The sequence below is a fragment of the Streptomyces sp. CO7 genome, assembly GCF_053474865.1.
The window spans coordinates 60,224-60,892 of sequence record NZ_JBRIOU010000003.1; the positions used below are offsets into that span (position 1 = coordinate 60,224).

At 77.9% G+C, this 669-nt stretch carries 1 protein-coding gene; it reads left to right on the forward strand.

Translation table 11 applies throughout. The features are described 5' to 3' along the window. The first annotated feature begins 111 nt into the window (after window positions 1–111). A complete protein-coding gene (locus tag ACOV8S_RS10140) occupies window positions 112–660 on the forward strand; it encodes a GNAT family N-acetyltransferase (RefSeq protein ID WP_448317463.1) in 549 nt (182 codons plus the stop codon). The last annotated feature ends 9 nt before the right edge of the window (window positions 661–669 follow it).

Genomic DNA, 669 nt, shown 5'->3' on the forward strand with positions numbered 1-669 from the left:
ATGCACAGCATGCGAACCCCCGCGCCGACCCCGGTCCCGCCTGCCTCCGCGACGCGGTCGTCCACGCCGCCGCCCGGTCCTCCTCCTACACCGCCGCGCACGACGGGGGTCGTGTCCGGGGCGTGGTCGGTGGCCCCGGAGGACGTGGGCTCGGCCGACGCCGCCGCCCTCTGGCGGGCGTACTACACGGAGGTCAGCGACCGCTGGTACCTGCTCCACGTGGGCCGGCGCACCGATCCGGACGACCTGGAGCGGGGGATCGCCGCCGACACCGGGGAGGCGCTGCGGCCGCCGGGCGGCACGCTGCTGGTCGCGCGGCACGACGGAGTGGCGGCGGGGACGGCGGGCGTGCGGCTGCTGGGGGACGCCGAGGACGGCGTCGCCGAGCTCAAGCGGGTGTTCCTGCTGCCCGGGTTCCGCGGCAGGGGCGGCGCGGCGCTGCTGGTCGGCGCCGCGGAGGACGCGGCCCGGGCGCTGGGCGCGCGGCGCCTGATCCTGGACACCCGCAGCGACCTGGTCGAGGCGAGGACGCTGTACGCGCGGCTCGGCTACCGCGAGACCGCGCCGTACAACGACAGCGCCTACGCGGAGCACTGGTTCGCCAAGGAACTCCCCTCGCCGGACCGGCCGCCGACCGACCCCGGAGCGCCGACGCCCTGACCTCCCGGG